General features: G+C 43.9%; 22 protein-coding genes. All 22 read left to right on the top strand.

Annotation, left to right across the window (positions count from 1 at the left end; genetic code table 11):
- Positions 1-4: 4 nt before the first annotated feature.
- Positions 5-1,594 carry an IS21 family transposase gene (istA, locus tag CEQ75_RS14150; protein ID WP_089608934.1) on the top strand — a complete coding sequence of 530 codons (1,590 nt, stop codon included), beginning with the start codon at positions 5-7 and terminating at the stop codon, positions 1,592-1,594.
- On the top strand, positions 1,591-2,370 hold the full coding sequence (gene istB / locus CEQ75_RS14145; RefSeq protein WP_089608935.1) for an IS21-like element helper ATPase IstB: 780 nt from the start codon (positions 1,591-1,593) through the stop codon (positions 2,368-2,370). Before istA ends, istB begins: the two co-directional genes overlap by 4 nt.
- Before the next feature lie 212 nt (positions 2,371-2,582).
- Positions 2,583-2,774: an HD-GYP domain-containing protein gene (locus tag CEQ75_RS14140; protein WP_338032029.1), complete on the top strand. Its 192-nt coding sequence runs from the start codon at positions 2,583-2,585 to the stop codon at positions 2,772-2,774.
- Positions 2,775-3,114: 340 nt separating this feature from the next.
- Positions 3,115-7,428 carry a 2-hydroxyacyl-CoA dehydratase gene (locus CEQ75_RS14135; RefSeq protein ID WP_089611641.1) on the top strand — a complete coding sequence of 1,438 codons (4,314 nt, stop codon included), beginning with the start codon at positions 3,115-3,117 and terminating at the stop codon, positions 7,426-7,428.
- 115 nt (positions 7,429-7,543) lie between these two features.
- Entirely contained in the window at positions 7,544-8,530 is a 987-nt protein-coding gene (gene msrB, locus CEQ75_RS14130; RefSeq protein WP_338032028.1) for a peptide-methionine (R)-S-oxide reductase MsrB, read from the top strand.
- A gap of 158 nt (positions 8,531-8,688) precedes the next feature.
- Complete coding sequence (gene rplS, locus CEQ75_RS14125; RefSeq protein WP_089611638.1) at positions 8,689-9,030, top strand: 50S ribosomal protein L19; 342 nt, start codon at positions 8,689-8,691, stop codon at positions 9,028-9,030.
- 162 nt (positions 9,031-9,192) lie between these two features.
- A complete protein-coding gene (lepB, locus tag CEQ75_RS14120; protein ID WP_198306548.1) occupies positions 9,193-9,735 on the top strand; it encodes a signal peptidase I in 543 nt (180 codons plus the stop codon).
- Positions 9,736-9,828: 93 nt separating this feature from the next.
- Positions 9,829-10,713 (top strand): ribosome biogenesis GTPase YlqF, encoded by an 885-nt coding sequence (gene ylqF, locus CEQ75_RS14115; protein ID WP_089611636.1) that lies wholly within the window; start codon positions 9,829-9,831, stop codon positions 10,711-10,713.
- Between the two features lie 22 nt (positions 10,714-10,735).
- Positions 10,736-11,380, top strand: coding sequence for a ribonuclease HII (locus tag CEQ75_RS14110; RefSeq protein WP_089611634.1), 645 nt, complete (start codon positions 10,736-10,738; stop codon positions 11,378-11,380).
- Between the two features lie 145 nt (positions 11,381-11,525).
- Positions 11,526-11,882, top strand: a complete 357-nt coding sequence (locus tag CEQ75_RS14105) for an NADH-quinone oxidoreductase subunit A (RefSeq protein ID WP_089611632.1) — start codon at positions 11,526-11,528, stop codon at positions 11,880-11,882.
- Positions 11,873-12,373: an NADH-quinone oxidoreductase subunit B gene (locus CEQ75_RS14100; RefSeq protein ID WP_089611630.1), complete on the top strand. Its 501-nt coding sequence runs from the start codon at positions 11,873-11,875 to the stop codon at positions 12,371-12,373. Before CEQ75_RS14105 ends, CEQ75_RS14100 begins: the two co-directional genes overlap by 10 nt.
- A complete protein-coding gene (locus tag CEQ75_RS14095; protein WP_089611628.1) occupies positions 12,366-12,812 on the top strand; it encodes an NADH-quinone oxidoreductase subunit C in 447 nt (148 codons plus the stop codon). Before CEQ75_RS14100 ends, CEQ75_RS14095 begins: the two co-directional genes overlap by 8 nt.
- A 15-nt stretch (positions 12,813-12,827) precedes the next feature.
- Entirely contained in the window at positions 12,828-13,949 is a 1,122-nt protein-coding gene (locus tag CEQ75_RS14090) for an NADH-quinone oxidoreductase subunit D (protein WP_089611627.1), read from the top strand.
- Positions 13,950-13,979: 30 nt separating this feature from the next.
- Positions 13,980-15,026, top strand: a complete 1,047-nt coding sequence (gene nuoH, locus CEQ75_RS14085) for an NADH-quinone oxidoreductase subunit NuoH (RefSeq protein WP_089611625.1) — start codon at positions 13,980-13,982, stop codon at positions 15,024-15,026.
- 2 nt (positions 15,027-15,028) lie between these two features.
- Entirely contained in the window at positions 15,029-15,484 is a 456-nt protein-coding gene (locus CEQ75_RS14080; protein WP_089611623.1) for a NuoI/complex I 23 kDa subunit family protein, read from the top strand.
- Complete coding sequence (locus tag CEQ75_RS14075; protein ID WP_089611621.1) at positions 15,481-15,975, top strand: NADH-quinone oxidoreductase subunit J family protein; 495 nt, start codon at positions 15,481-15,483, stop codon at positions 15,973-15,975. The genes CEQ75_RS14080 and CEQ75_RS14075 overlap by 4 nt, the downstream gene beginning before the upstream one ends.
- Complete coding sequence (gene nuoK / locus CEQ75_RS14070) at positions 15,972-16,280, top strand: NADH-quinone oxidoreductase subunit NuoK (protein ID WP_089611619.1); 309 nt, start codon at positions 15,972-15,974, stop codon at positions 16,278-16,280. The genes CEQ75_RS14075 and nuoK overlap by 4 nt, the downstream gene beginning before the upstream one ends.
- A gap of 30 nt (positions 16,281-16,310) precedes the next feature.
- Positions 16,311-18,200 carry an NADH-quinone oxidoreductase subunit L gene (nuoL, locus tag CEQ75_RS14065; RefSeq protein WP_089611617.1) on the top strand — a complete coding sequence of 630 codons (1,890 nt, stop codon included), beginning with the start codon at positions 16,311-16,313 and terminating at the stop codon, positions 18,198-18,200.
- On the top strand, positions 18,200-19,705 hold the full coding sequence (locus CEQ75_RS14060) for a complex I subunit 4 family protein (protein ID WP_089611615.1): 1,506 nt from the start codon (positions 18,200-18,202) through the stop codon (positions 19,703-19,705). The genes nuoL and CEQ75_RS14060 overlap by 1 nt, the downstream gene beginning before the upstream one ends.
- Entirely contained in the window at positions 19,705-21,132 is a 1,428-nt protein-coding gene (locus tag CEQ75_RS14055; RefSeq protein ID WP_089611614.1) for an NADH-quinone oxidoreductase subunit N, read from the top strand. The genes CEQ75_RS14060 and CEQ75_RS14055 overlap by 1 nt, the downstream gene beginning before the upstream one ends.
- A 646-nt stretch (positions 21,133-21,778) precedes the next feature.
- Positions 21,779-23,698, top strand: coding sequence for a S8 family peptidase (locus CEQ75_RS14045; protein ID WP_089611611.1), 1,920 nt, complete (start codon positions 21,779-21,781; stop codon positions 23,696-23,698).
- Positions 23,664-24,065: an RCC1 domain-containing protein gene (locus CEQ75_RS14040; protein ID WP_089612652.1), complete on the top strand. Its 402-nt coding sequence runs from the start codon at positions 23,664-23,666 to the stop codon at positions 24,063-24,065. The genes CEQ75_RS14045 and CEQ75_RS14040 overlap by 35 nt, the downstream gene beginning before the upstream one ends.
- Positions 24,066-24,078: the final 13 nt, after the last annotated feature.

The raw sequence follows: 24,078 nt of genomic DNA, 5'->3' as shown, positions 1-24,078 counted from the left end.
AGAGATGATCACAATGAACATCAAGCAACAAATTTTAATGATGCATATTCATGAAGGGAAATCGCGCCGGGAAATTGCGAAAATAACAGGGATCAATCGGGACACCGTAGGAAAGTACATTGGACAATATGAGGAAGGGAGACAGCAATTATTGTCGAGCGGGTCGGCAGATATCCAGGCACTAGTCGACACCCTCACTTCTGCCCCCAAGTATACTGTGGGCATTCGACCCAAAAGAAAAATGACTGACGAGGTTGTGAACAGGATCCAGTTCTATCTTGACGAGAATGAAACTAAGCGAAATCAGGGGCGGCACAAGCAGCAAAAAAAAGCCATTGATATCTTTGAAGCACTGGAAGCCGAGGGTACTCAACTAAGTTACAGTACCGTTCTTCGAACCATTAGAAGCTTGGAACGGAAACCAAAGGAAGCGTTTATTAAGGCTCTGTATGAACTTGGAGACATTTGCGAATTTGATTGGGGTGAGGTTAAACTAAAAATTAATGGAAAATTTCAAGTTTTTCAGATGGCCGTATTCACAACGGCTTACGGGAACTATCGCTTTGCTTATCTGTTCACCAAACAAACAACAGAGTGTTTTCAGGAAGCACACGCCCTGTTTTTCCAGCATATCGGCCAAGTGTATCGTACCATGGTGTACGATAACATGAAAGTCGCGGTGAAAAGGTTTATTGGAACGGAGAAGGAGCCGACGCAAGGATTGCTTCAATTGTCGCTCTACTATGGTTTTCAGTATCGGTTTTGCAATATTCGCAAGGGCAACGAAAAAGGTCATGTGGAGCGAAGCGTCGAGGTCGTTCGCCGAAAAGCCTTCGCTTTTCGGGACGAATTTGAATCCCTGGAGGAGGCAAATCAATATTTGCAGGATGTGTGCACTAAGCGTAATCGTAAGTCCCATGATGAGTACAACGGCCAGACGGCGGAGGAACGATTGGAAGAAGAGCGCCCCGCATTGCTGCCCACCCTTCCACCATTTGATGCAGCTCGCGTGATTTATGGACGGGTGAACAAATATTCCACCATCATCGTTGATCAGAATCGTTACTCAGTACCGGATCATTTGGTAGGTGAATCGATCATGATTAAAGCATATGCGACCCGGGTGCGATGCTTCCATCAGGAATCCTTGGTAGCGGAGCATGTGCGATTAACCGGCAACCACGAGTGGCGGCTTGATCTGAATCATTATTTGGATACGCTAAGGAAAAAACCTGGTGCATTTGCCGGTAGTGCGGCATGGCAGCAGGCTCCTAAAAGGATAAAAGAAATATACGAAACATATTATACCAAACAAGACAAGGAATTTATACAGCTATTGCAATATATTCGAGACGATGTCCCATTTGCGGAAGTCGAGCAAGCTATTCGGGAGCTGGAGAAAATTCATCCGGCTCAAGTGACTACGGATAAAATTAAAGTGCTTTGTGCTAGGAATCGTGACGCGATGCCTGTTGTTCAACCAAATCTCTCGAAAACGGGAAAAGAGATTGTAGAGCGGTCAGCACAGCAGCTTCGCATGTACGATGACATGTTTGATACCCATACACCAAAAGCAAAGGAGGACGTTGCATGAGTAACGCGCCGCGCAAGGCGTTTAAGGAAGCGATATTGGAATATAGCAAAGAACTGAGACTCCCTATGATTCGTAAGCATTTGGATGAGCAAGTTCGGGAGTCAACGCAGCAGGATGCCAGTTATGAAGCATTTCTGGCGCAGTTACTGGAGAAGGAATGTGATGCTCGTCGGGAAGCCTCGCGGCATAATCGCATTCGTCTGGCTGAATTTACACATAAAAAGTACCTTGAAGATTTGGTCATCGCGGATTTGCCAGATGATGCCCAAAAGAAGTTAAAGCAGCTGAAAACATTAGAGTTTATTCAGGAGGGGCGCAACATTATTCTGGCGGGGAACCCGGGAACAGGCAAGACGCATGTGAGTATTGGGCTAGGCTTAAAGGCCTGCCTGGAGGGATATAAAGTATGGTTTACAACTGTTCCCCTCCTCATTAACCGGATTAAAGAATGCCGAGCAGAGCAAACTCTTCGAGCCTTCCAGAACCGCTTTGAAAAATATGATTTGGTTATTGCCGATGAAATGGGTTATATATCTTTTGATAAGGAAGGATCTGAATTATTGTTTACCCATTTGTCGCTGAGGGCTGGTCGCAAATCGACAATCATCACAACCAACTTATCCTTCGAACGATGGGGTGAAATTTTTCAGGATCCCGTGATGACGGCGGCCATGATTGACCGGTTGACGCATCAGTCATACATCGTCAACATGAATGGAAACTCGTACCGCATGAAAGAAACGAAGGAGTGGTTACAACAACAGCAACTGGCATGAAGAAAAAAACAATAACCCTGTATAAAGGTTTATCATGTTTTTGATAAACATTTATACAGGATGTAACAAGCGATAGCGCGTTAGCATTCATCGTGAAACAATGCTCTTTGAAAACTAAATATGCTTATGAAACGACTAAATTTTTTTTTCTTAGTGGCCGAAAATTAAATGACTATATGGCCTAATTTTAAGTTGACAAATACAGTGAGGAAATTCCCTTGGGGGCGCGCATTTTACGCATTGTGGACAGTTATGATGCCATGACCACCAACAGGGCGTACCAATGCGCCATGTCTATAGAGGCAGCCCTGGAAGATTTGGCAGGTTACAGCGGAACCTATTATGATCCATGGATTTTAAAGGAATTTATCCAGATGATGAAAGAGGCAAATTTCCCTCAATGACTTGGTAAGAGTTCAGGTTAAAGGTTATCAATCAGCTGTTGCCGGAATAAATTATCTTAGAGGACTAAACCAGGATGAATTTTATTTCATAGCTTTGACTGGAGATCAAAGCTACTATGAATTTTTTGTTAATTGAAGGTATTTAATCCCTGTTAATGATAGTTGCTGGCGAAAAAAATGATTATACCGTATAATAGAGATATATATAATTAAGAACAAAAAGTACAAATTATCAGGATTATTAATATCTTAAGTTAAGATAAGATATTAAAAAAGATATTTGAGAAAGTTGTTTAGTAACTTCAATTACGTAGAGAGAGATACTAGGAGAGGTGATCCCATGGGGAGTATGTTTCATGTTGGAGTTGACATTGGATCGACAACAGTGAAGATGGTGATCTTGAATAGTAATAATAAGGTGATTTTTAGCAGATATGAAAGACATTATGCTGATATTAAAAAAAAGCTGGAGGAGATCTTAAAGGATGCTTACCATGTAATTCAGCATGCCCATTTTACTCTTGTCATTACAGGGTCAGGGGGGATGGGACTGGCCCAGAGCATTGGAGTACCTTTTACTCAAGAAGTAATCGCCTCCACCAAGGCTATCAGGACTTATTTTCCTCAAACAGATGTGGCGATTGAACTGGGAGGAGAGGATGCCAAAATCACTTACTTTCATAATGGGATCGATCAGCGCATGAACGGAACTTGCGCCGGGGGTACCGGTTCTTTCATTGATCAAATGGCCTCTCTTTTGCATGTAGATGCCGCGGGCTTAAATGAACTGGCAAAAAATGCCCAGACCATTTACCCGATTGCCGCCCGGTGCGGCGTGTTTGCCAAGACCGACGTCCAACCGCTCTTAAATGAGGGGGTAGCCAAGGAAGATATCGCTGTCTCCATATTACAATCGGTAGTAATTCAAACTATCAGCGGATTGGCCTGCGGTCGTCCGATTAAAGGAAACGTCGCTTTTTTGGGAGGACCCCTCTATTTTCTTTCAGAGCTGAGAAACCGCTTCATCGAAACCCTGCAGTTAAAGCCGGAACAGGTCATTTTTCCCGATAATTCCCAGTTGTTTGTTGCCTTGGGGGCGGCTTTGTCTTCGATCGAAGAGGAGCCCATCTCATTTCAGACTCTAATTAAGAGACTGGAAGCTCTGGAGCAGGTTTCCCTGCTTGAAACCAATAAATTAGCACCTCTTTTTGCCTCCCGGGATGATTACGCATCTTTTAAAGCACGCCATAGTCAGACTGCCGTCCCCAGAAATGACTTAACCACATACCAGGGCGATTGCTTTCTGGGGATTGATGCCGGATCCACTACAACTAAGGTTGCTTTGACAGATGATCAGGGTGCTCTTCTCTATACGTATTATGGCAGTAATGAGGGGAGTCCCATTAAATCCACCATTAAGGTATTGAAGGAGATGTACCGCCAGTTACCTACTGGAGCCCGAATTGTTCATAGTGCCGTTACCGGGTACGGGGAAGGTCTATTGAAAAGTGCCCTGAATATTGATATCGGGGAAATTGAAACCATCGCCCACTATAAGGCGGCAGACTTTTTCTGCCCCGGAGTAGATTTTGTCCTGGATATCGGCGGTCAGGATATGAAATGCCTCAAAATCAAAGAAGGGATCATCGATAGTATTTTACTAAATGAGGCCTGTTCTTCAGGCTGCGGTTCCTTTTTAGATACCTTTGCTAATTCCCTGGATATGGGAATTGAAAAATTTGCTCAGGAAGCTTTAGGAGCTGAAAAACCGGTGGATTTAGGTTCCCGGTGTACTGTTTTTATGAATTCCCGGGTTAAACAAGCCCAAAAGGAAGGGGCAACTGTTGCCGATATCTCTGCCGGTTTATCCTATTCGGTGATTAAAAACGCTTTATTTAAAGTCATCAAGGTGAGAAATCCTCAGGAACTGGGTGAGAAAATAGTTGTCCAGGGCGGTACCTTTTATAACGATGCCGTTTTAAGGAGTTTTGAGCTCCTTTCGGAGCGGGAAGCAGTGCGTCCTGATATTGCCGGCATTATGGGTGCTTTTGGCGCTGCCTTAATCGCCCGGGAACGATATATACCAGAGGTTCATACCCGGTTGTTAGGTGCAGAGGAACTGGAATCTTTCCGGTTGGATACTTCCGCCGCCAGGTGCGGCCGCTGTGCTAACCGTTGCCTTTTGACCATTAATAAGTTCGGAGACGGCACAAAGTTCATTTCCGGAAACCGGTGTGAAAAGGGAAGCGGTGCCGCCAAAACCGAAAGCAGCATACCCAATCTTTTTCAGTATAAATATGAGCGTCTTTTTAGCTATCAGCCATTAAAAGAAGAAGAAGCAAAACGAGGTCGGGTGGGTTTACCCCGGGTTCTCAATATCTATGAGAATTATCCTTTTTGGTTTACTTTCTTTACTGATCTGGGTTTTCAGGTGGTACTTTCCGATCGCTCCTCCAATAAGATTTACGAGAAAGGGATTGAAACTATCCCTTCGGAATCCGTTTGCTATCCGGGAAAACTGGTGCACGGTCATGTGATGGACCTGGTGGAAAAGGGGTTGGACTTTATATTTTACCCCTGTATCACCCATGAAAGAAAGGAAGATGAAGGAGCTCCCAACCATTTCAATTGTCCTATAGTGATTTCCTATCCCGAGGTGATTAAAAATAATGTTGATGTGCTGCGGGAAAAAGGGATCCGCTATCTGAAGCCCTTTTTACCCTTTGCCCATGAGAAACGCTTGATCACCCGTCTCTATGAGGAATTAGCGCCTTTCCACGTGACCAAAAGGGAAGTCAAGGCAGCAGTGCAAAAGGCTTTCCGGGAACAAAATTCCTTTAAAAATGAGATTGAACAGGCTGGGGAGGAAGCCCTTTCTTCCATCCGGGAAAAGGGGGTAAAGGGTATTGTCCTGGCGGGACGGCCTTATCATTTGGATCCCCAGATTCATCACGGCATCCCGGAAATGATCAATTCCTTGGGGCTGGCGGTTTTTACCGAGGATTCTCTGGCCCATTTAGGCCATGTGGAACGTCCTCTCCGGGTGGTGGATCAATGGGTCTATCATTCTCGGATGTACCGGGTGGCCGGCTTTGTAGCCCAGCAAACTGATTTGGAATTGGTACAGTTAAATTCCTTCGGCTGCGGATTAGATGCGGTAACCACGGACCAGGTTCAGGAAATTCTACAAGGAAACTCTAAAATTTACACCACATTAAAGATCGATGAGGGGAATAATCTGGGGGCTGCCCGCATTCGCATCCGCTCCCTAAAAGCAGCTATGGCGGAACGGGAGCAAAACGGTTATCAATTAAAAGCAGTAGATAATAAGTATCGACCAAATCCTTTTACTGAGGAGATGAAGAAAAACCATACGATATTGTGTCCGGAAATGTCCCCCATTCATTTTCAATTTTTGGAGGAAGCTTTTCGTTTGAACGGATACAATTTGGTAGTGCTCCCCTCCATTGACCATAAAGCCATTGATGAAGGTTTAAAGTATGTCAATAACGATGCCTGTTATCCGACGATAATCGTGATCGGCCAATTAATTGAAGCACTAAAATCCGGAGAGTATGATTTAAATAACACTTCTGTGGTCATGTCTCAAACCGGTGGCGGCTGTCGGGCAACCAATTATATCAGTCTTTTAAGAAAGGCTTTACGGGATGCAGGTTTCCCGGAGATTCCCGTAATTTCTGTCAATCCCAACGGTATGGAGAAAAACCCGGGTTGGAAGTATACCTGGCCTCTCTTGGACAAAGCCATGATGGCCATTGTTTACGGGGATCTGTTGATGAATGTTTTATACCGGGTCCGTCCTTATGAGCGCATTAAAGGCTCTGCCAATCAGCTTTATGATAAATGGGTCACCCTTTGCAAAGCATCTCTTGCCTCCAAGGATAAAAACATCTTTAAAGAAAACATCTGGCAGATTGTGCAAGAGTTTGATAACCTGGAAATTACCAATGAGCAAAAGCCGAAGGTTGGCCTGGTAGGAGAAATTCTCGTCAAGTTTCATCCCACCGCCAATAATGAGGTGGTTCAGGTAGTTGAAAACGAAGGTGGGGAAGCGGTGATGCCCAGCCTGATGGATTTCCTGCTTTATTGTCTATACGATAAGGAGTATAACTATAAATATTTAGCAGGGAGTAAGCTTTCTCAAATCGTAGGCGCGGGCGTGATTAAAATCATTGAACGTTATCAACGCCATTATATTGAAGCATTAGCCCAAAGTGATAAGTTTTATACTCCGGCCAATATTTATGATTTGGCTGAAGGAGCTGCTCCTGTAGTGTCATTAGGACATCATACGGGAGAAGGCTGGTTTTTGACCGGTGAAATGGTAGAGCTGATTCATAACGGGGTGAAGAACATTATCTGCATGCAGCCCTTTGCCTGTCTCCCCAATCATGTAACGGGAAAAGGCATGATTAAGGAATTGAAACGGGTCTATCCCGGTACCAATATTGTGGCCATTGATTATGACCCCGGGGCCAGCGAAGTGAACCAACTGAATCGGATTAAGCTGATGATTGCCACCGCCTTTGAAAATCTCTCCAAAGAAAAGGAAAAGAGCCTTTTGGAACGAAAGGATTTCGACCAGGATTTGTATCAGCCGAACTCCAGCCTGGTAAGCTTTACCAGAAGTTAAAAAGGTGAATTTGACAACACTTTTCATCTCAGCTAATATGAGATGGAAAGTGTTTTTAAATGAGAAAGGTGGTAAAAAGATGAACCATGATCCTGGAAATTTGCGTCGATCACATATGCCTGATAATCCCAACCTGGGGGTTGACTTTGATCCGACTGCCCTTAAGGATATCTGGTTTGCCGGGGGATGCTTTTGGGGAGTAGAGGCCTATTTTGCCCGGATTTACGGAGTGGCGGAAACTTCCGTGGGCTATGCCAACGGGAAAACGGAAAATCCCTCATATTATGATTTATCATCCAGCGGCCATGCCGAGACGGTGCATCTCAGGTATGATCCGGAACGGGTCAGTTTGAAAACCTTGCTGCACCACTTTTTTCTCATTATTGATCCCACCACCTTCAACCGCCAGGGTCCCGATGTGGGGACTCAGTACCGCACCGCCATCTATTATCAGAAGGAAGAGGATCGTCCGGTGCTGGAAGAAGCTTTAGCTGCTCAGAAAAGAAAATATCAGGCGCCTATTGCCACCGTGATCGAAAAATTAGAGAACTATTACCCGGCAGAAGAATATCACCAACAATACTTAGAGAAGAATCCAGGGGGATATTGCCATATCAGCTTTGCCACTTTGCATCAGCCGATAGCAGAAACAGATACATCCCGGTATCGTAAGCCTGAGCTCGCGGAATTGAAAAAGAATCTTTCCCCGATACAATTTCGGGTGACCCAGGAAAGTCATACGGAGCCGCCCTTCCAAAATGAGTTTTGGAACCATCATGAACCGGGGATCTATGTGGATATTGTGACCGGAGCGCCTCTCTTTCTATCCGCGGATAAATTTGATTCCGGCTGTGGATGGCCCAGCTTTACCCGCCCAGTGGATGAAAAGGTGTTAAAAGAGGTGGCTGATCTTAAGTATGGTATGAGCAGGGTGGAAGTACGAAGCACGGTTGGGGATTCTCATTTAGGCCATGTCTTTCCTGACGGGCCGAAGGAAAGAGGGGGTTTGCGATATTGTATCAATAGTGCTGCCCTGCGTTTTATTCCTTTAAAGGAAATGGAAAAGGAAGGCTATGGCGCATATGTCTCTCATGTTGAATAGAGATATGAGAGCCCGGTTAATTTTTTAACTGCTTGCAAGAAGAGGGATTAATATGATATAATTTGTTTTGGCAAAATTGCCATGAGATACGGACGGTCCTCTGCTGCGTCAAATTTAGCATGCGGTTATGAACGTCTTGGAAGGAAGGAGGAAAAAAGATGGATTTACTTAAAATGATCGAACAAGAGCAGATTAAAACCAATATCCCTCCCTTTAGAGCCGGTGATACTGTGCGGGTACACGTTAAGGTTGTGGAAGGAACCCGGGAAAGAATTCAGATTTTTGAAGGTGTTGTCATCAGACGCAAAGGCGGCGGAATCCGCGAGAACTTTACGGTGCGTCGGGTTACGTACGGGGTTGGTGTGGAAAGAACTTTCCCGCTTCATTCGCCCAAAATTGAAAAGATTGAAGTAATGCGGCGCGGTAAGGTACGCCGGGCAAAATTATACTACTTACGTGAACGTACCGGTAAAGCAGCCAGAATTAAGGATCTCCGATAGAAATAAAGGGACTGAGTAAAATCAGTCCCTTTTTCTCATTAAATGTGAACTTTAGTAACAAAGTCAACCAATATCAAAATATTTAACTTGTTATTATTGTTAGACAAAATTAAACTTATGATAAGGATAAATGGATTATTATCAAAATGGAGGCAATATCTCTTGGAGAAATTATCCTCTTCTTTTTTTCAGGGATTGAAAGGCAGCCGGGGGGAAATAGTGGAAGCCCTTTCTTTGGCTGTAATCTTGGCCATCCTGATGCGCTTGTTTTTGTGGGAGCCCTATTTTATTCCTTCTTCCTCAATGGAACCGGTACTACAGCCTGGAGATCGCATTTTGGTTAATAAATGGATTTATCGTTTTCGGGATCCGAAGCGAGGCGATATTATAATTTTTCGCTACCCGATGGATGAAAGAATTCAGTATATCAAAAGGATTATCGCTCTCCCGGGAGAAGTTATCCAAGGGAGAAATGGAGAAATACTGATTAATGGACAGGTTTTGGAGGAATCCTATATTTCTGAGGCGGGGACAGCTTTCGATTTTGGACCGATAACCATGGATGAAGGAGCATATTTTGTCTTAGGGGATCATCGGGATAACAGCCGGGACAGCCGGGTCTTTGGCATGGTAACCCGAGACAAAATCCTGGGAAAAGCATCAATCACATATTGGCCTTTCAATCGGGTCACCAGCCTGCCATAGGGACAGTCTATGAATGTCTATGACACTCTAAAGCAAATGGAAGCGGCAGCTTAGAGAAGAAAAATAGAGTACAAAAAAAGGGCGGTGATTTTAATGGAAAAGTCTCCACCTATTCAATGGTATCCCGGCCATATGGCCAAAGCAAAGAAGCAGATTCAGGAAAACCTGAGCTTAGTGGATGTGGTTATTGAAGTGGTGGATGCCCGGCTGCCCCAGAGCAGCAGGAATCCCATTATAGATACATTGTTAAAGAACAAAAAACGGGTCATGGTTTTAAATAAAAAGGATTTGGCTCAAGAAGAATCCACCAAAAAATGGTTGTCTTATTTTAAAAAACAGGGTATGGGTGCTGTGGCCATCGATAGCATCGCAAAACAAGGAATCAAGGAACTGATTGTCGAAGTAAAAATGGCGGCAGAACCGGTGCTGAGTGCTTTGGAAAAGAAAGGGCGCCGTCGGCGAGCAGTGCGGGCGATGATTGTCGGTATTCCTAATGTGGGAAAGTCCACTGTGATCAATGCCCTTGTGAACCAAGCATCCACCAAAACCGGCAATAAACCGGGTGTGACCAAGGGAACCCAATGGGTGCGCGTGGTAACTGATTTGGAATTAATGGATACCCCCGGCTTGCTATGGCCAAAATTCGAGGACCCCGTCACCGGCTTTAAATTGGCGGCAACGGGAGCGATCAGTGATTTGGTTTATTCCCTGGATGATGTCGCCTACGATTTATTGGTCTATATCCGGGAGCATCACCCGGACGCTTTAATGAAACGATATAAGCTTGGGGAGTTTCCTCAGGACACATGGGCCCTTATGGAAGAGATTGGGCGAAAGAGAGGCCTTCTTGCTGCGAAAGGTGCGGTAAAAATGGATCAAACGGCGATACTCCTTTTACAGGAATTTCGCGTGGGGAAATTAGGTCCCTTTACCCTGGAGGAGCCGGGAGAATTTGAAGAAGCGAGATCTTCCTTATGAAATAAAGAGGAGGTAAGGGAGGATGATGGATTTATCAGCAGAGAAATATTCCCGGGAGATAGAGCGGATTCATCTTCTCAATCAATATGAAGAATCTTTACATCAAAGAGGAATTCGATATATTGCCGGGGTAGATGAGGTGGGGCGAGGCCCTTTGGCAGGACCGGTTATTGCAGGAGCAGTGATCTTACCTCGGGATTGCAGGATCTTAGGACTAAACGATTCTAAAAAAGTCAGCGAGAAAAAAAGAAAAATCCTGGAAAAGGAAATTAAAGCCAAAGCCCTGTCGTGGGCCATTGGCGGGGTCATCCCCCGGGAGATTGATCGTATCAATATTTATCAGGCAACAAAACTTGCGATGAAGCTGGCGGTTCAGAAACTGCATCTTCCTCCGGAACACTTGATAATTGATGCCATGAAGCTGACGGAAGTAGATTTACCCCAGACCAGTATTATTAAAGGGGATGAGAAAAGCGCATCTGTCGCTGCCGCCAGTATCCTGGCCAAATGCCACCGGGACCGTTTAATGGAGCTTTATGAGAAGCGCTTTCCCGGTTATGGTTTTCAGCAACATAAGGGATATCCAACTCAGGCTCATAGAACAGCTATTCTTAAATTGGGACTATCATCGATCCACCGGGTCACTTTTCAGGTAAAAGAGATTTAAATAAAAGCAAGAAATTAGGCAGGAGTTAGTGAATGGACCAAGAAGTTAAATATATTTGACAATTAATCAAGTAAGAACTTTAATAACCTTTTCTCTTTGACTTTTAAATACAATTCAAGAAATTTTATATAAAGGAGGTGAAAACATGTTAGAGCAGTATGGTCAATTAGGCATATATCTTATTGCTTCGATTATCTTTCCTTTTATTGTTGTCTTTGTACCCATTATTTTGCGGCGCAAACGTCCAAACCCGGAGAAATTAACGGCTTTTGAGTGCGGGGTTGATACCCAGGGCCCCACCTGGGTACAGTTTAAAATCCATTATTTCATGTATGCTCTGGTTTTCGTAGTTTTTGATGTAGAAACAATTTTCCTTTATCCCTGGGCTGTTAAATTTCAATCCTTGGGATTATTTGGCTTCATTGAAATGATCATTTTCATCGGAATTTTAGTAATAGGCCTATGGTATGCCTGGAAGGAAGGAGCATTAGAATGGATGTAAGCACAAACATTGAACAATTACCGGACAATGTGATCTTAGCCTCTGTGGAAAAGGTCCTGAATTATGCCCGCGGGCATTCTCTCTGGCCGGTAACCTTTGGTCTTGCCTGCTGCGCAATTGAAATGATGGGCGCCGGAGGCGGGCGTTATGATTTAGCCAGATTTGGCTATGAGGTTTTTCGTCCCTCTCCCCGTCATGCCGACCTCATGATTGTGGCCGGAACGGTGACAAACAAAATGGCACCTTTGCTAAAAAGGATTTTTGACCAAATGCCGGAACCTAAATATGTTATTGCCATGGGTAGCTGCGCGATCAGCGGCGGTCCTTTTGTGGACTCTTACAATGTGGTGCCCGGTGTGGATCAATTGATTCCTGTCGATGTCTATGTGCCCGGTTGTCCGCCACGACCGGAAGCGTTGATTTACGGCATGCTTACGTTGAAGCAAAGAATTCTTAATCCGAAAATTACGGAGTTGAAGCCAAATGAATAATATTAAAGACGTGGCGGAAGGTTTAATCACAAAGTTTGGCACAAAAGTTGGGCTGAGTGAAGACGAAAAATCTCTCGTTGTTGCTGCGGAAGATATCATTGATGTTTTACAGGAAATCAAGGAGAACACAGATTATACCTTTTTAGAAGATGTTACGGCTGTAGATTATCCCGAATGTTTCACGGCAGTCTATCATTTATTAAGTCTTCAGGATGGACAAATATTGAGAGTTAAGGCCAATCTGGATAAAGAAAACCCCCAAATAGAATCAGCCGTATCTGTTTGGAATTCAGCTAATGTTATGGAAAGAGAAACCTATGATCTCATGGGAATCATCTTTACGGATCATCCTGATTTAAAGCGTGTCCTTTGTCCCGATGATTTTGAAGGACACCCTTTAAGAAAAGATTTCAAAGTGGAAGCTGCCCCGCGGCAGTAGAAGAGAGGTGTAGAAATGGTACTTGCCAATCAAGAAGGGAATTTTCGCACCCAGGAATTTATCTTAAATATGGGACCTCAACACCCCAGTACCCACGGTGTTTATCGGGCTGTTCTGACGATGGATGGGGAATATGTTGTGGATGCAGAGAATGTGGTAGGGTATCTGCACCGGGGTATGGAAAAGATCGCAGAAAGCAGAACCTATACTCAATTTATTCCTTATACCGATCGTATGGATTATCTGGCAGCGATGTTGAATAATTGGGGCTATGTTTTGACTTTAGAAGAAGCTCTGAACCTGGAAATTCCTGAACGTGCGGAATACATTCGCGTCATTGTAGGAGAATTACAGAGAATTGCCAGTCATTTAGTGATGGTAGCCAGCTTTGGCCTGGATATGAATGCATATACTGCCTGGATGTATGCTTTTTATGATCGGGAAAAAATCCTGGATCTTTTTGAGATGATCTGCGGTTCCCGATTGACTACGAGCTTCATGCGTGTGGGCGGGGTGCCCAATGATATTCCGGAAGGGTTTCTGCCTAAGCTGGAAGAGTTTTTACAGCGAATGCCCAAGAGAATTAAAGAATTTGATGATGTTCTGACAGGAAATGAGATCTTTTTAGCCCGTACCAAGAATGTTGCTCCCATCAGTGGTGAAGAAGCGTTGGATTATGGTCTTACCGGCCCCAATTTGCGTGCCTCCGGAGTGAACTTTGATTTGCGTAAAGTGAAGCCGTACAGCATTTATGACCGATTCGAGTTTGATGTAGCCCTGGGGGAAAATGGGGACAACTTCGACCGTTATAATGTGCGCATGGAAGAAATCCGACAGAGCTTAAGGATTATCCGTCAGGCGATTGATCAACTGCCCGAGGGCGATATAATGGCGAAAGTGCCCAAGGTATTGAAAATTCCTGCGGGAGAAACCTACGGTCATATTGAAGGAGCCAAAGGCATTCTCGGCTTTTATTTGGTAAGTGATGGAGGAACCAAGCCTTACCGCATGCATCTTCGTTCACCGTCTTTTATCAATTTAGGGATTTTTCCCAAGATGGCTCGAGGAACAATTCTCCAGGATGCTATTGCTTCCTTGGCTTCCATTGATATCGTTTTAGGTGAAGTCGATCGGTAAGAAAAATCGGTGATATAGGGGAGAAGATAAATGAATAATTTATTTTTGAATATTGCCGGCGCATTAAGTGAATGGTTAGCAGGATTCCTATCCGCCTTTTGGGTGGGGATGGTGATGATCTTAGTCAAGTTTGTTGCCATTGTTGTATTTGTCCTGCTGAACGTCATGTTCCTGGTTTATATGGAACGTAAGGTAGCCGGTTTCTTTCAGGAACGTGTCGGCCCCAATCGGGTCGGCCCTAAGGGAATTTTTCAGATTGTGCTGGACGTATTAAAGATTCTGGGTAAGGAAGATATCGTGCCTGCCGGAGTCGATAAAATGGTATACAAAGCAGCAGCATATGCCATGTTTGTACCTTCTTTATTGGTCTTTGTCGTCATTCCTTTTGGTCAGGGAATGAATGCCTTAGATTTTAATATTGGTATATTTTATATTCTGGCTGTTTCTTCGGTAACCACGATGGTGCTTTTGATGGCCGGCTGGGGCTCGGGCAGTAAGTATCCTCTTTTAGGGGGGATGCGGGCCGTAGCCCAAATGATCAGTTACGAAATTCCCTATGTATTTTCCTTTTTGGGCGTAGTCATGATTACCGGTTCTCTGCAAATGTCCGCGATTGTGGAAGCTCAGCAAGGGGTTTGGAATATCATCTTGCAGCCGATTGCTTTTATCATTTTCATGATTGCCGGTAATGCGGAAATCAACCGGGGTCCCTTTGACCTGCCGGAAGGGGAGCAGGAACTGGTTGCCGGTTACCATACGGAATATTCAGCCGGTCGTTTTGCCCTCTTTTATTTGGCGGAGTATGCTAATCTGTTGCTTATGTCCGCCATTGGGGCAACTGTCTTTTTAGGCGGCTGGCAAGGGCCGTTGCTGCCCGGCTGGTTGTGGTTTATTATTAAAACCTATGTTTTAATTTTTGTCTTCATGTGGGCACGCTGGACTTTCCCCAGAATCAGAATTGACCATATGATGCACTTTAATTGGAAGGTGCTTCTTCCAATCTCCTTGGCAAATATTCTGGTTACGGGCATCGGCATAAAAGCTTATGAGATGATCCGTACCATGGGGTGGTGGTAAAAATGAACGGTGAAGGTTTATTGAAAGGACTTGGCGTGACCTTTAAGCATTATGTGGCACCGAAGGTTACCCAGGAGTATCCGGAAGTGAAGCCTAATTTGCCTCCGGCAGTGAAGTCCCGTTTTCGCATTGATCCGGAAAAATGCATTTCCTGCGGCATGTGCGTTAGGGCTTGTCCAAATGAGGTGATCACCTTAACAAGTGAAAAGGATGAAAACAATAAAAAAGTCTTAACGGAATATATAATGAACCTGCAATATTGCCTCTTTTGCGGTCTTTGTGAGGAAATTTGCCCGACAGATGCTATTGCAGCTGATCAGAATTTTGAGCTGGCCGCTTATACCCGGGATAATACCAAGAACATTATGTATCGTAAATACCCGGCAGGGACGAGCGCGGTAACTCCTAAAGCCCCCACGGAAGAGGATGCAGAGGATAAAGGAGGGGATGCTTCATGACCGTTGCTTTCGGCGTGTTGTCCGGGGTGATCATTATTTTTGCTCTTGCTATGGTCCTATCCAAAAACCTGGTGCATAGCGCTATCTATATGGTGGTCACTTTTCTGGGTGTAGCGGGGATTTATCTGACTCTTTCTGCCGACTTTCTGGCGGCGGTTCAGGTTCTGGTTTACGTAGGAGCGATATCTATTCTCCTGGTTTTCGGGGTGATGTTGACTCCCCGGGGAGACATTAAGGAAAGTAATCTTTACAGCAAGCACAAATGGGGCAGTATTTTGGTTTCATTGGGACTCTTTATCATTTTAGGTCGTTTGATCTTTACCAGTTTTTGGCCTGTTTCCAATGGTTCTGTACCGGAAAGTACCGTAGGTCCCATTGCAGAGTTAATGATGAATGTTTATGTAATACCTTTTGAAACGGCAGCTTTGCTGCTTTTAGCCGCACTGGTGGGAGCCATTATTGTGGGGAAAGGAGCGAGACAAAACCGATGATTACCTTGGAACATTATTTGATGTTAGCGGCGGCACTTTTTTGTATTGGACTTTTTGGTGCCATTGGTAAACGAAATGCGGTGGCTGTTTTGATGGGCATTGAGCTGATGCTCAATTCAGTGAACATTAATCTCATTGCTTTTAACCGTTTTCTCGTGCCCAATCAGCTGGTAGGACATGTCTTTGCCATTTTTGTCATCGTCGTGGCAGCGGCAGAGGTTGCTGTAGGCTTAGCCATAGTCCTAAGCATTTATCGTGACCGTTACTCCACTGATTTGGATAATTTAGACTGGTTGAAGTGGTAAAAATCAAAGTATAAGGCAGGTGAAATTACAATGATAGAAAATGCTTGGTTAATACCCGTTTTTCCTCTGATCGCCTATACCTTGATTATTTTTCTCACGAAAAAGGCGAAGAGACTTAGTGTTGGCGTGGCTTTAGCCGGGGTCGGCGCCTCTCTGGTGATCTCCGTGGGTGTGCTGATTGAAACAATCCAAAAAGGCATTTCCATGGCCGAGCCTTATGAGGTATCTTTGCCATGGTTAAGGTTGTCTGCTTTGGAACAATATACGGGTTTAAATATTGATATGGGTATTTTAATTGACCCGCTTTCCGCAGTTATGTTGTTTGTGGTGACATTTATCGCCACTTTGGTGATTATCTATTCGGTAGGATATATGCATGGAGATCCTGGTTTCTCCCGTTATTTTGCCTATATGTCCCTTTTTGTATTCTCCATGTTGGTCCTGGTGATCGCCAATAATTTCTTTGAAATGTTCTTTGGCTGGGAATTGGTGGGTTTATGTTCCTACCTCCTGATTGGTTTTTGGTTTGAACGGCCCTCCGCTGCCAAAGCAGCCAATAAAGCCTTTATTACCAACCGATGGGGCGATTTTGGCTTTATGATGGGGATTATTCTCCTTTATGTTAATTTTCAGACCTTTAATTTTGGGGAATTATCTCAGATTCTTACCACGGGCAACCACGGAATAGGGGCTGCCACTCTGACTTTGATCACTTTGCTGATCTTTGCCGGTCCTATGGCCAAATCTGCCCAATTCCCCATGCATGTTTGGCTGCCCGATGCCATGGAAGGGCCGACACCCGTTTCTTCCATCCTGCACGCCGCGACCATGGTAGCCGCCGGGGTTTATCTCTTAGCCAGAGGCTTTGTCCTTTTCCAGGGATCTCCGGAAACGATGACCTTCATTGCTTATATCGGAGGCTTTACTTCCATATTTGCTGCCAGCCTGGCTCTGGTACAGCGGGATATTAAGAGAATTTTGGCTTATTCTACCTTAAGCCAGTTGGGTTACATGGTGATGGCGATCGGAGTTGGAAGTATTACCGCCGGTATGTTCCATCTGACTACCCATGCATTCTTTAAATGTATGCTCTTCCTTTGTGCCGGCAGCGTGATTCATGCCGTCCATACCCAGGATATTTTTGAAATGGGCGGACTTTCTAAGAAAATGCCCATTACTACCTGGACCTTTGTCATCGGGGCTTTGGCTTTAGCCGGAATTTTCCCTTTAGCCGGGTTCTGGAGCAAAGATGAGGTTTTACTGGCTGCCTACAGTGCAGGCTATACCGGACTTTACTGGGTAGCAACGATTGTGGCAGGTATGACTGCTTTTTATATGTTCCGTTTGATTTTTGTCGCCTTTTTTGGTGGGAAAAGAACGGACCATCATGCCCATGAATCCTCTCCCTGGATGACGGTTCCCCTGATCATTTTATCTTTCTTTGCCATCTTTGCCGGTTGGGGATTACTGCAAATGGGTTATGGAGAAATGGTTTTCTTCGGTCATCCTCATCACGGGGAAATCAATATGACCATCGCTCTAACCTCTACACTTTTTGCTCTAGGCGGTATCCTCCTGGCTTATTTGATCTACTACAAGAAAATGGTGGATACAGATCAAATGGCTGCGAAATTTGGTCCGATTTATAAGTTGCTTTGGAACAAATTCTATATTGATGAGCTTTATGCCTTTCTCTTTGATAAAGTGATGATGGGTATTGCCTGGCTCTGCAACCAAACGGATCGGAAAGTGGTGGATGGAGTGGCTGACGGCATCGGCGATGGCGTACGCTATACCGGTGGCTGGATGCGCTTTATCCATACAGGTAATTTGCAGAATTATGCTTTAGTGATCTTTGGAGCAATTATTTTAATTGTTCTCTTGATGACGACTCCTGTGCTGGGAGGTGTGATGAAATAATGTCCTCTTTATTATTAGCGATTATTATTCTGGCACCGATTTTCGGCGCTTTGACGATTTTGTTTATCCCGGATAAAGAAGAGGTGATCATTAAATGCACCGCAGCCCTCTTCACCTTTATCTCACTGGTGGCCTCTATTGTTTGTTATTTGAACTATGATGTGGCCAAGGGAGGGATGCAGTTCAACCTGGATATTCCCTGGGTTAATGAGTTTGGGATTCGCTTTTCCTTAGGAGTGGACGGAATCAGTCTGCCATTAATCCTTTTGACCGCTTTGGTGATCTTTACGGGAGTTTTTGCTTCCTGGGATATGCACCATCGCATCAAGGAATTCTTTATTTTCCTCCTGGTCCTGGTGTCCGGTGTTTTTGGAGTTTTTGCTTCCAGGGATCTGTTCTTCTTTTACCTCTTCTTTGAGGTGGCGGTGATCCCTATGTATATCCTGATTGGGGTTTGGGGTAGTACCCGCAAAGAATATGCGGCCATGAAATTAACCCTGTATCTTTTGGTGGGGAGTGCCTTTATTCTTATGGGTGCCATCGCCATGTTCCTCTATGTGGCGGATCCGGTGAAGGGGTTAGGCATACGTACCTTTGATATTGCTACCTTGGCCAGTATTAAGTACGATCCATTCTTCCAAAAATTTGCTTTCTTCCTGATGATGGTCGGATTTGGCTTCCTGGTTCCCATGTGGCCTTTACACACCTGGTCTCCCGATGGTCACGTGGCGGCACCTACGGCAGTGAGTATGCTGCACGCCGGAGTATTGATGAAACTGGGTGGTTATGGTTTAATCCGGGTAGGTCTTTTCTGCTTCCCGGAAGGGGCTCATTATTGGGCACCTTTAATTGCTACCCTTTGTACGGTAAATGCCACCTACGGCGCATTTGTTGCCATGGTGCAGAAGGACTTGAAATTTGTCATTGGATACTCTTCCGTGAGTCACATGGGTTATGTGTTGTTAGGGATCGCCTCCTTAAATACGGTGGGTATTGATGGCGCCGTGGCCCAAATGTTTGCCCACGGAATTATGACCGCTCTATTCTTCTCCATTGTGGGTAATATTTATCATAAGGCTCATACCAGGCAGATTGCGGATTTTGGTGGTTTAGCTCACCAAATGCCCCGGGTGGCTTATAGTTTCCTGATTGCCGGTTTAGCCTCTCTGGGGTTACCTGGTCTCTTTAACTTCGTCGCGGAGTTTTCCATCTTTACCGGTGCGATCCAGGTTTATCCGGTACGAGCGGTGATTTCTATTTTTGCCATTGTAGTTACGGCCATTTATGTTCTTCGGGTTATGATGCGGGTCTTCTTCGGCCCCAGAAATCCTCGTTGGGATGCATTGCCGGACGCCAAAGGAGTGGAGATTGTTCCCTTTGTGATTCTTTCCGGGACTTTAATCCTATTGGGGGTTTTCCCTGATTTGTTGATGAACTTGATTAATAACGGTGTCGTACCTCTCGCGGAGAAAGTCGCCGCCTTCAAGATGGGAGGGATATTCTAATGAATCTGGAACTCTTAACAACTGAAATAATTGTTGCCCTATTATCTCTGTTTATTTTGGTGCTGGGTCTTGTGACCCCTGCCGGGCAAAAGAAGGGCATTGGCTATTTTACCTGTTTCAGTTTAGCCGTTACCCTGATTATTGCTTGTACTCTGCACGGTGTTTCAGGTACGGCCTTTGGAGCTATGTATGTGGTGGATCCCTTCAGCAGTTTCTTTAAGATCACTTTCCTCGTGGCCGCTTTATTGATCGCCATGTTTTCCGTAAGCTACGTGGAAAAGCTGGGTTATCATCAGGGTGAGTTCTTCGCGTTGATGGTCTTTGCTTTGCTGGGCATGATGCTCATGGTTTCGGCAGCAGATTTTATCATCTTTTACGTTGCCTTGGAAATGATGACAATTCCCTTTATCGTGCTTACCGCTTTTCGTCATGGGGATAAAAAGTCTTCCGAGGCAGGGATGAAGTACATGCTCTTAAGTGCCATGTCTTCTGCAGTTCTTCTTTACGGCTTGAGTATTCTTTACGGAATGGCCGGTTCCACCCAATACGCTGATGTACTGGCCATGCTTTCAGCCGGTTCATTGCAGCCTTTCACGGTGATGGGACTCGTTTTCTTAATTGCTGCCTTCGGTTTTAAAATCTCGATGGTGCCTTTTCATATGTGGTCTCCGGATATTTACGAAGGTGCACCGACACCTGTTACGGCTTTCCTGGCTGTGGGCTCTAAAACGGCTGCTTTGGCCGCCATGTTGCGTATGTTTATGACCGTTATTCCGGATACCAGGGATGTATGGATGATTTTAGTGATTATACTATGCGCTTTAACCATCGTTTTGGGGAACTTTGTGGCGATTCCTCAAACCAATATTAAAAGAATGCTGGCCTATTCCAGTATTGCCCATGCCGGTTATCTCTTAATGGGCTTAGTGGCTTTCACCGATTTAGGTGTTTCCGCTATTATGTATTACGCCCTGATCTATGTCTTTGCCAATGCGGGGGCTTTCGCCTGTATTACTGCATTTGGCAATTACACCGGGAGTGACGAAATCAAGGATTATACCGGGATGTGGAAACGGTCTCCGGTGATTTCAGCCGTGCTCTTATTATGCTTGCTTTCCCTGGGGGGTATTCCTCCCATGGCAGGGTTTGTAGGTAAATTTTATCTCTTTACCGCCGTTATCGACCAGGGTTATCTTTGGCTGGCTTTCTTAGGGATTGGTATGAGCATGGTTTCTGCATATTACTACCTGATCGTAGCCAAGGTGATGTTCTTTGGTGAACCGGCAGAAGAGACCACCATTCCTATTCCGGTGGGTACCAAAACGGTCATGTATGTCTGTGCTTTTTTCTCCCTTTTCTTAGGGGTTTATCCAGCACCTTTGACCAGTATCGTAACTAAGGTAGCTCAGTTGTTTTTTCCCATGTAAGAAGTTCACAGAGACACTTTCCTTTTAAGGGAGGTGTCTTTCCTTTTGTACTTTCAGGGAGAAAATATTATTTTAATTTTAATGAGGGAGTATAAGTTTAGGGGACCAGATAGGTTCCCCTTTTTTGTGTTTCTGATAAATTTTGAATATAGTATTTACCCTGTCTTATTCTTAACATTATTACATTGGGACTTTAGCCCGGTTTTTCTTGTTTGCATCGCGCGCATGGCGCATAATGCATAAATCAGAGGGGCAAATCAAGGAAACGTTCTCTTGGTTGAAAATGTCGATTATAATCATTATTTGTCAAAATATGTCGTAAATTCATAAAAGGGAATCAATGGTAAATGCCGAATGTCAAATATTGTACAAATTGCGTTTTTTATAATTAATAAGAATGGCGGATCCATGATGATGGAAAAATATGTGTACATGCTTAAAAAAGTACTAAAAAGATAATTGCGGTGGATGGAGAAAGAGAAAATATGAATAGTAGTTAATGATAATCAATTACCTCAAATTTTAAAAGATTGTTTTCGCTCCCTGACAACTATTGTAACACAGAGGGGTGGGTACCCTAGTCATTATTCGTTAGATTGAAAGCGTAACAATCAGATATAATCGAGAATTGAAGGAGAGGACCAAGGTGAAAAATAGTATTTGCAAAAACTTTCTTATAATTATTGTGCTTTTTAGCCTGATTATGTCAAGTATTTCTGTATTTGCAGTTGAACAATTGAATACTGAAGACAACAAAACAGCTGAGCAGGAAAAATTATTAAATGACGTGGAGAAGTTACGAGATCTTCAAATGAACATTCAAGCTGAGGAAGTACCCGAAGCATTTTGGACTAACCGCTTCATTGTTAAGTTTAAAGACAATAACAACGATCAAGGTAAAGATAAAATATCCGGAAGTCTGAAAGACATGGTTAAAAGTTACAAAAAAACAAAAAAGAAAAATATCGAAGTGATATATACCACCAAGAAACTTAACCCTAAAAAGGTCATAGATAAGATATCCCTTAACGAAGAGATAGAGTTTATTCAACCCGATTATAAATTGAGCTTGGCTTCCGAGGATATGTATTTTGGGGAACAATGGGGATTATTTAACCAATATCCAATATATATGGAAACAGAGCCTGTAAATCAGGAAATTGACGAAGAAAATAATGATCTTAAAAATAACGAAGCGAAACCTGTTTTACAGGGAGATAAATTACATGGTTTTGATGCTAACGTAGTTCCTGCCTGGGGGGAAAGCACAGGACAGGGAGCAGTTGTTGCTCTGCTTGATACCGGTATTGATGTTTCACATTATGACCTAGAAAATAATATTTGGAAAAATAAAGGGGAAATAGCAGGTAACGGTATAGATGATGATGGCAATGGGTATGTTGACGATGTTAATGGCTGGAATTTTACTGATAATTCCAATAAAGTTCAGAATGTGAGTAAAAATGAATGGCACGGAACACATATTGCAGGAATAATTGGGTCAGAGAAGGATAATGAAACTGAAATTGCCGGTATCTCTCCCGGGGCAAAGATTATGCCACTCAAAGTTTTTGCAGATGGTGAGGCTTACACCAGTGACATTATTGACGCAATAGAATATGCCTCTCAAATGGGAGCTCAGATTGCCAATTGTAGTTGGAGTTCTGCTTTCGAAAATAATGCCTTGAAAGGGGTAATGAGAGAATCAAACTTAATTTTTGTAGCAGCGGCGGGCAATAATGGTTGGGATATTGATAAACAATCAGTTTTTCCTGCTTCCTTTGATTTAGATAATATAATAACAGTTGCTTCGATAAACGATGAAGGGTTTTTATCTGCTTTTTCAAATTATGGACAAGCCTCTGTGGATATTGCAGCTCCCGGAGAAAACATTATAAGTACGATCCCGGGGAACGATGTGGGCTTTAAAGATGGAACTTCAATGGCAGCAGCTTTTGTTTCTGGAGAAATAGCACTATTATTGGGACAAAATTCACAATTAAGTAAAGATGAAATCAGAAGTAAAATCCTTAATTTCTCTGACAAGATGTCTTCACTAATAGGAAAAACTTATAATAGCAGTAAGATAAATGTTGAAAATGCGGTGAAAGGTATTGTTAATGATGAAGTGATTGACATAAACGGGAGCACCGGTATCATAAATACTACTGAGACATATTCAACAGAACCAGAAGTTCAGATTTTCACTGAATCGACTGTGGGATATGAATCTAAACAAATATCTGCAGGGATGAATCATAGCCTTTTATTACAAGATGGTATTGTATGGTCATGGGGCGGTAATGAATATGGTCAACTTGGGGATGGAACAAAGCAAAATAAGACAGTACCTGTCCAGGTCTCAGGTTTAAATAATATAACTGCAGTTTATGCTTGTTTGCATCATAGCATAGCATTAAAGAGTGATGGCACAGTATGGACATGGGGATTCAATAGCTACGGACAGCTTGGCGATGGGACAATAACAAGTAGAAATACCCCGGTTCAAGTATCAGGACTGACCAATGTGATTGCAATTTTACTCCGGTTCAAGTATCAGGACTAACCAATGCTATAGCAATTGCGGAAGGAATTTAGCATTAAAAAGCGATGGAACGATCTGGTCTTGGGGAAAAAATAATGAAGGACAGCTTGGCGACAATTCGACAACAAACAGATATTCACCGGTACAGATAGAAGGTTTAACCGGAGTAGTGGGGGTTGCTGCCGATGATGGTCATTCCCTGTCTGTCACATCTGATGGATCGGTTTGGTTTTGGGGCTGGTCAGGGGATGGAGCAGTACCCGTAGAGGTACCTACATTAAGTGACATGACCGCAATATCCGGGGGGTTAGAACATAATTTAGCGTTAAAAGACAATGGTAAAGCTTACGCTTGGGGAATGAATTATTACGGTCAAATTGGAGACTGAACCACATCGCCAA

Source organism: Dehalobacterium formicoaceticum, assembly GCF_002224645.1.
Classification (GTDB): Bacteria; Bacillota; Dehalobacteriia; order Dehalobacteriales; family Dehalobacteriaceae; genus Dehalobacterium; species Dehalobacterium formicoaceticum.
The sequence above is the reverse complement of the archived record's forward strand: the minus strand, read 5'-3'. Positions and strand labels throughout refer to the sequence as shown.